This window comes from Streptomyces nanshensis, from assembly GCF_001751255.1.
GTDB classification, from domain to species: Bacteria; Actinomycetota; Actinomycetes; order Streptomycetales; family Streptomycetaceae; genus Streptomyces; species Streptomyces nanshensis_A.
On sequence record NZ_LJGW01000016.1, the window covers coordinates 1 to 6,259 of the forward strand.

Consider the following 6,259-nt stretch of genomic DNA (forward strand, 5'->3'; position numbering starts at 1 on the left):
CGTGGAGCGGGCCGTCGCACCGCCGCCCCCGGCCGGCGGGGAGCCGCTGCGGGCCGCGCACGTCCTGGCGGAACTCGCGCGGCGGCTGCCCGCGGAGACGGTGCTGGTGGAGGAAACCCCCTCCAGCCGCCCCGAGTTGCACGCCCTCGTGCCCGCGCGGAGTCCGCTGGGATTCCTCAGCGCGGCGATGGGCGGGCTCGGGTTCGCGCTGCCGGCCGCGATCGGCGTACGGATGGGGGTGCCGGAGCGTCCGGTGGTGGCCGTCGTCGGCGACGGCTCGTCGCTCTACCAGATCCAGGCGCTGTGGACCGCCGTGCGCTACCGGGTCGGCGTGCTCTTCGTCGTGCTCGCCAACGGCCGGTACGCCATCATGGACCGGCTCGCGGACGCCCACGAAAGGGCCGCCCCCTGGCCGGGGTTCGAGGAAGTCAGCGTCTCCGGCATGGCGGAGGCACTGGGCTGCCGTGCGCGCCGCGTGACCGAATACGCGGAACTGCTCGGCGAATTGGACGCGCTCGTGCCCGAACTCGCGGAATCCGCACGGCCGATGGTTCTGGAGGTCGCGGTGCGCGCGGAGGAGACCTTCGAGCCGTGACGCGCCGAATGCGCCCCGCACGCACCGGAATTCGGCGGCACGCCGTGGATTTCCGTACGGAAAGGCGGCGGCGGGCGGCGGCGGATCGGACGCCGTGAAAAAACCCGATGGCGGCCGCACCCGGAATTGTCTTCCGGGAACGGGCCGCCACCGGGGCCGGATCGCTCCGCTGCGGAGCCGTCCCGCTCCGGCGGAAAGGGCCGCCGGAGAGGGAGTCGCTCAGTACGGGCCGTTGACGTTGTCGATGGAGCCGTACTTGTCGGCCGCGTAATTGCAGGCGGCGACGATGTTCGCGACGGGGTCGGTCATGCTGTTGGCCGTGCCCGCCACGTGGTAGGCGTCGAAGGTGGGCTGGATGGTCTGCAGCAGGCCCTTGGACGGGGTGCCGTTCTGGGCGTTGATGTCCCAGTTGTTGACCGCGTTGGGGTTGCCGCCGGACTCGCGGATGATGTTCCGCTTGATGCCGTCGTAGGACCCGGGGATGTTGTGCTGGCGCATGACGTCCATGGCCTCGCGGATCCAGCCGTCCAGGTTGTTCGCGTAGTTGCCGCTGGAGGACTGCGAGGCCTCGGCGCCGCCCTGCGGCTGCTCGCCGCCCTTGCGCTCGCCGTCGAGGCCGAGCTTCTGGCCAGGGCGTATCAGGTCGGCGTCGTCGCCGACGGTCTTCCGGTTGGCCTCGTACAGGGCCTTCCAGCCGCCCTCGGTGTCGTGGTCGCGGGCGATCGCGGAGAGCGTGTCGCCGGGCACGACCGTGTACGTGCCGCCGCTCTCGGCCTTGTCCTTCTTCTGGTCCTTCTTCCCGGACTTCTCGGAGTCCTCGGCCGCCTTCTCCGAGTCCTTGGACTCGTCCTTCTTGGCGGCGGCCTGCTCGCCGGAGTCGCCGCTCAGGTCGGGCTCGGCGCTGTCCTGGCCGAGGCCGGCCTTGGCGCCGCAGGACGGCCAGGCGCCGGGGCCCTGGCTGTCGAGGACCTTCTCGGCGACGCGGATCTGCTCTTCCTTGGTGGCCTGGTCGGCGCGCGGCGCGTACTCCGTGCCGCCGTTGGCGCTCCAGGTGCTCTGCGAGAACTGCAGACCGCCGTAGTAGCCGTTGCCGGAGTTGATGGACCAGTTGCCCGTCGACTCGCACTGGGCGACCTTGTCCCAGGTGTCGACGGAGGCGGCGTGTGCGGTGCCCGTCCCGATGAACGGGAGGGCGATGCCCGCTCCGCCCGCCGTGAGGGCGAGGGAGGTGCGGGAGACTCGGCGCGAGATGCGACGTTCGGGCTGACGACGGTGACGACCGCGTCCGGACATAGGGATTTCCTCTCCTGCGCCTGCGAGGTGAGCTGTCGGATTCGGGCTGGAGTTGCCCGGCCGCACCGAATGCGGGGGCATTCGGATACGGCTTCACCCCAAGCCGTGTGTTCCTTCCGGCGTTCCTCCGGGTGCGAAACGCACGGCACTTACCTTTGGGTCCCCCGCTCCTGCCGTACTGGGATTGCACTTTCCGCGGAACCGGGCGGCAGGATTAGGCGTCCCGGTCGCGAACCACCGCACGGGAGACGCGGTGCGGTTGCACGTTAATCAGAAGGAATTCGTGACCACAAGAAAGCTGCGGGTCCCGGCGCACGCGAAGATCGCCGAATTTGGCATGTACGGGGTCAAGAACGCGGCTCCATTTCCCTTGCGCGGCAAGGGAATTGAGCGGGACGCGGAAGAGGGGCCGGAAAAGCTGTGACGCGGGTCACGGGGATGCTGTGGTGCGAATCACGCACTTCCGGGAGTTTCCCGCTCCGATTCACCCTGTGTGCCCGGTTCTGCGCCTTCTGCGGTGTGCGGCTGCGCCTCCGTACGGGGCGGGCCGACGCGGTGGTAGCGGCGTTCCGGGCGGCCCGTCGTGCCGTACCGCAGGGTGACCCGGGCCGTGCCGAGGTGGACGAAGTGCTCCAGATACCGCCGGGCGCTCACGCGCGAGAGGCCCGAGAGCCCGGCCACTCGGAGGCGGACAGGCCCTCCGGTCCGGCGCTCTCTTCCAGTGTGGCGCGCACGAGTTGGGCCGTCTGCTCGGTGAGTCCCTTGGGCAGCCGCGGCGGGGCGGCGACGCGGGCGGCGGGGCCGGCGGCGGCACCCGGACCGCTTCCCGGACCGCCTTCCGCGCCGGTTCCCGGAGCGGCACCGGAGCGGGCCCCGGGTACGGCGGGGGGGCTCGCGGTGCCGTCGTCCGCCCTGCCGCCGTAGGGTGGCNCCTACGCCCGGGACGCCGAACAGCCGGTCCACATCGCCCTGTCGGGGCGCCTGGAGCGAGGCGAGCGCCTCGCGCCGCTCCGCGTACTCGCGCAGCCGCTCCTGGAGCTGATGCCCTTCGAACGGCTTGATGACGTACTGCACGGCGCCGCCGCGCTGTGCGCCCCGTACCGTCTCCGCGTCCCGCGCGGCCGTCACGACGAGCACGTCCGGACCCTCGCCGGGAGCCGCGGTGCCGCGCAGTTCGCGCAGCACTTCGAGGCCGGGCACGTCCGGGAGGTACATGTCCAGCAGGACGAGATCCGGGCGGAGTTCGCGCACCGCGGCCAGCGCCTCGGTGCCGCTGTGCACCGCGTCCGCGACCGTGAAGCCCGGCACCTGCCCGACCAGGGTGCTGTGCAGCCGGGCCACCATGAAGTCGTCGTCGACGACGAGCACACGGATCACGGCTGCCTCCTCACTCGGGACGGGATGAGACGGGACGAGACGGGCTGAACGGCGGGGCACAGGGGAGCGGACGGAACGTACCGGACGGACGGAACGCGGCGGGCACGGGGTTCACCGGGGAACGTACGGGAGCGGGCCGCGCCCGCGCATCCACGGGGAGCGGCCCGGTCCGTCACAGACCGGGATACACCACGCCCGTCAGCCGCTCCGAGACCTTCCACAATTGGCCCGCCGCAAGGTCGTTGCGCGCCCAGGGCGCCCGCCACGCGCGGCCCGGACCGCCGCGCACCCCCATCAGCCGCGGTCCGAAGAACGCGTCGTTCTGCACATACGGTGCGGTCGCCGCGTACAGCACCGGCGTCGCGCCCTGGTCGGGCGAGGAGCCGGCCACGTCGCCCGCCAGCCGCAGCATCCGCTCCCGCCCCGGCTGCCCGGCGAGCCGGGCGCCCTTGGTCTGCAGTTCGGTGCGCGCGTAGCCGGGGTGCGCGGCGGCGACGGTCAGATCCAGGCCCTTGCTCAGGACGCGGTGGGACAGCTCCCGTACGAAGAGCAGATTCGCCGTCTTCGAGGACGCGTAGGCGATCAGCGGGCGGTAGCGGCGCTCCCCGGCGAGGTCGCTCATGTCGATGTTGGACAGGACGTGCGCCATGCCCGCGACCGTCACGACGCGGGCGCCCCCGGCGGCGAGCAGCCGCTCCAGCAGCAGCCCCGTCAGCGCGAAGTGGCCCAGGTGGTTCACGCCGAACTGCATCTCGAAGCCGTCGGCGGTGCGGGCGTACGGAACCGCCGCGAGGCCCGCGTTGTTGACGAGCAGATCGAGCCGGTCGAAGGGCAGCGCGTGCGCGAACTCCCGTACGGACGACAGGTCCGCGAGGTCCAGCAGCCGCAACTCGGCGCGGGCTTCGGGCACTTGGGAGCGCAGCCGGTCCAGGGCGGCGGCGCCGCGCTGCTCGCTGCGGCACGCCAGCACGACGCGCGCGCCGCGCCGGGCCAGTTCGCGCGCGGTCACCTGGCCGACGCCGCTGTTGGCTCCGGTCACGACGGCGGTGCGCCCGCTCTGGTCGGGGATGCTGCGCGCTGTCCAGCTCATGCGCATCAGCGTATGGCGGGCGCACCCGCCGCGCGAGGGAGCGGCCGGGGGCGGTACGCGCCGGGCGCCCCCGGCGGCAGCTCTTCGGGGCCTCGTCGGCCCGTCCGTCCGGCTACGGGTGCTGGGTCTGCCCCGGCAGCATTCCGTCGTGGTGGACGAGCAGGGCCGAGGTCACCGGGTCCGGGCACTCCGCGTTGGCCAGATGTGCCGCGCCCGCGACCTCCACCAGGGCGGAGCCGGGCACGGCGTCGGTGATCTCGCGGGCGTGCGCGGGCGGGGTGGCCGGGTCGAGGCGTCCGGCGACGGTCAGCGTGGGCACCGACACCTCGGCGAGCCGGTCGCGCAGATCGAAGGAGGCGAGGGCGTCGCAGCACGCCGCGTACCCGGCGGCGTCCGTGCAGCGCAGATCCTCCAGGAGGGCGGCGCCGTGCGGCGTGCTCCCGAACTCCTCCGCGAACCAGACGCCCGGCCGGGAGGCGAGCATCGGCTCGGTGCCGTTCGCCCGTACGTCCGCCGCCCGCTGCCGCCACACCGACGGCTCCCCGAAGCGCGCCGAGGAGCAGACCATCGAGAGCGCCGTGAGCCGCTCCGGGTGGTCCACGGCCAGTTGCAGCCCGACGGCGCCGCCCAGCGAGATCCCGGCGTACGCGAAGGTGTCCCAGCCCTGGGCGTCGGCGGCGCGGAGCACCAGTTCGGCGAGGTCGGCGACGGTCGCGGTGCCGTCGACGGGGATCAGTTCGCTGGCGGAGCCGGCCATCGGCTCGGCGGGCGAGGCCCCGTGGCCCGGCAGATCCCAGCGCAGCACGCGGTGGGTGCGGATCAGCGCGGGGAGCTGCGGTTCCCAGACGGCCAGCGAGGTGCCCAGGGACGGGCCGAGGATCATCGGCACGCCGTCGGGCGGGCCGTCGATCCGGTGGTACGGGAGGGGTTCGGTGACGGGCGGTACGGGAGCGGTCACGGTGCGGTCTCCGGGGCTGCCTGCGCTGCGGGAGGTGCCGTTTCGTTCGCCGTTCCCCGGCGAGGCGGGGGAGGGGATTCCGTTGCCGATGGTCTGTCACCGCTTCCGGTTTTCGAGTGCTTCGCGTTCTTCGGCCGGATGGTCCGGCCGGTGTGCGGCCGACGTTATGGCCAGGAGTGCGGCCGGTGCCAGGGGCGGTGTCCCCGCGGAACGGTCCGGTGCGGTGCGGTTCCCGGCTCAGCCGTCCCGCGCGGCTCCGCCTGCACCGTCCGTCTCGTTCGTCTCATCCGTCCCGGTCGCCGCCGCCGGGGATCCGCCCGCGGACCCGTCCGCCGTGCCGGGCGCGGAACGGTCCGCGTGCGCCGGGTCCGCGCCGCAGTGCCCGGTCGGTGAGCGCGGGCGCGGAACCCGTGTAGTGCGTGGGGTCCGTCAGATCCCGCAGCCGTTCGTTCGAGAGCATCTCGCGCAGCGCGGGCTCTTCCTCCTCCAGCGCCTCGTCCAGGGTGATCCCCTCGTCCACGGCCTTCTGCGAGGCGGCGTCGAGCAGCTTGCGCGCGCGGGCCCGGCCGAGCAGCGGACCGAGCGCGACGGTGAAGCGCTCGCTGACGATCAACCCCTCGGTGAGGGCGAGATGTTCGTGCATGCGGTACGGGAACACCTGGAGCCTCTCGGCGAGTTCGGCGGCGTGGTGGGCCGCGCCGCCGGTCAGCCGCAGCAGTTCGCGCACCGGCTGCCACTCGGCGTGCCAGGCGCCGGCGGGCCGCTCGTCCTCGGCGGCGAGCGAGGAGAGCAGGGTCGCGGCGAGCGCGGGCGCCTGCCGTGCGGTGGCCGCCAGCAGCGTGGCCCGTACGGGATTGGCCTTGTGCGGCATGGCGGACGAGGTGCCTCCGCCGCCCTCGCCGACCTCCCCGATCTCGCTGCGCGAGAGGACCAGCACGTCCGCGGC

The 6,259-nt window shown here is 73.2% G+C and carries 7 protein-coding genes and 1 riboswitch; of the genes, 2 read left to right on the forward strand and 5 right to left on the reverse strand.

The genetic code is table 11. The annotated features are described in order from the left end of the window. The coding region (locus tag AN218_RS00435) for a thiamine pyrophosphate-dependent enzyme (protein WP_244900172.1) at nucleotides 1-595 on the forward strand (595 nt) is incomplete at its 5' end. Nucleotides 596-814: 219 nt separating this feature from the next. On the opposite strand, the gene AN218_RS38685 is transcribed toward AN218_RS00435, so the two are convergent. Further along, nucleotides 815-1,888 (reverse strand): transglycosylase family protein, encoded by a 1,074-nt coding sequence (locus AN218_RS38685; protein WP_070014427.1) that lies wholly within the window; start codon nucleotides 1,886-1,888, stop codon nucleotides 815-817. 2 nt (nucleotides 1,889-1,890) lie between these two features. Continuing rightward, nucleotides 1,891-2,087: riboswitch (cyclic di-AMP (ydaO/yuaA leader) on the reverse strand. A gap of 84 nt (nucleotides 2,088-2,171) precedes the next feature. Between AN218_RS38685 and AN218_RS36275 the strand changes: the two genes are divergently transcribed. Then, on the forward strand, nucleotides 2,172-2,312 hold the full coding sequence (locus AN218_RS36275) for a hypothetical protein (RefSeq protein ID WP_171908548.1): 141 nt from the start codon (nucleotides 2,172-2,174) through the stop codon (nucleotides 2,310-2,312). Nucleotides 2,313-2,341: 29 nt separating this feature from the next. Here the strand turns inward: AN218_RS36275 and AN218_RS37715 are convergent, their stop codons facing one another. From AN218_RS37715 to AN218_RS36280, 4 genes are all read right to left on the reverse strand, one after another. Next, on the reverse strand, nucleotides 2,342-3,325 hold the full coding sequence (locus tag AN218_RS37715; RefSeq protein ID WP_476755947.1) for a response regulator transcription factor: 984 nt from the start codon (nucleotides 3,323-3,325) through the stop codon (nucleotides 2,342-2,344). Nucleotides 3,326-3,437: 112 nt separating this feature from the next. Continuing rightward, nucleotides 3,438-4,355, reverse strand: a complete 918-nt coding sequence (locus AN218_RS00450; protein ID WP_070014434.1) for an oxidoreductase — start codon at nucleotides 4,353-4,355, stop codon at nucleotides 3,438-3,440. Between the two features lie 112 nt (nucleotides 4,356-4,467). After that, nucleotides 4,468-5,313: an alpha/beta fold hydrolase gene (locus tag AN218_RS00455; protein ID WP_070014429.1), complete on the reverse strand. Its 846-nt coding sequence runs from the start codon at nucleotides 5,311-5,313 to the stop codon at nucleotides 4,468-4,470. A 283-nt stretch (nucleotides 5,314-5,596) separates the two neighbouring features. Then, a partial coding sequence (locus AN218_RS36280; RefSeq protein ID WP_476755948.1) for a lyase family protein occupies nucleotides 5,597-6,259 on the reverse strand: 663 nt, incomplete at its 5' end.

What these genes read in the sequence shown, in the direction of transcription:
- AN218_RS00450 (WP_070014434.1), bottom strand. Translation starts at nt 4,355, where the DNA reads ATGAGCTGGACAGCGCGCAGCATCCCCGACCAGAGCGGGCGCACCGCC.
- AN218_RS38685 (WP_070014427.1), bottom strand. Translation starts at nt 1,888, where the DNA reads ATGTCCGGACGCGGTCGTCACCGTCGTCAGCCCGAACGTCGCATCTCG.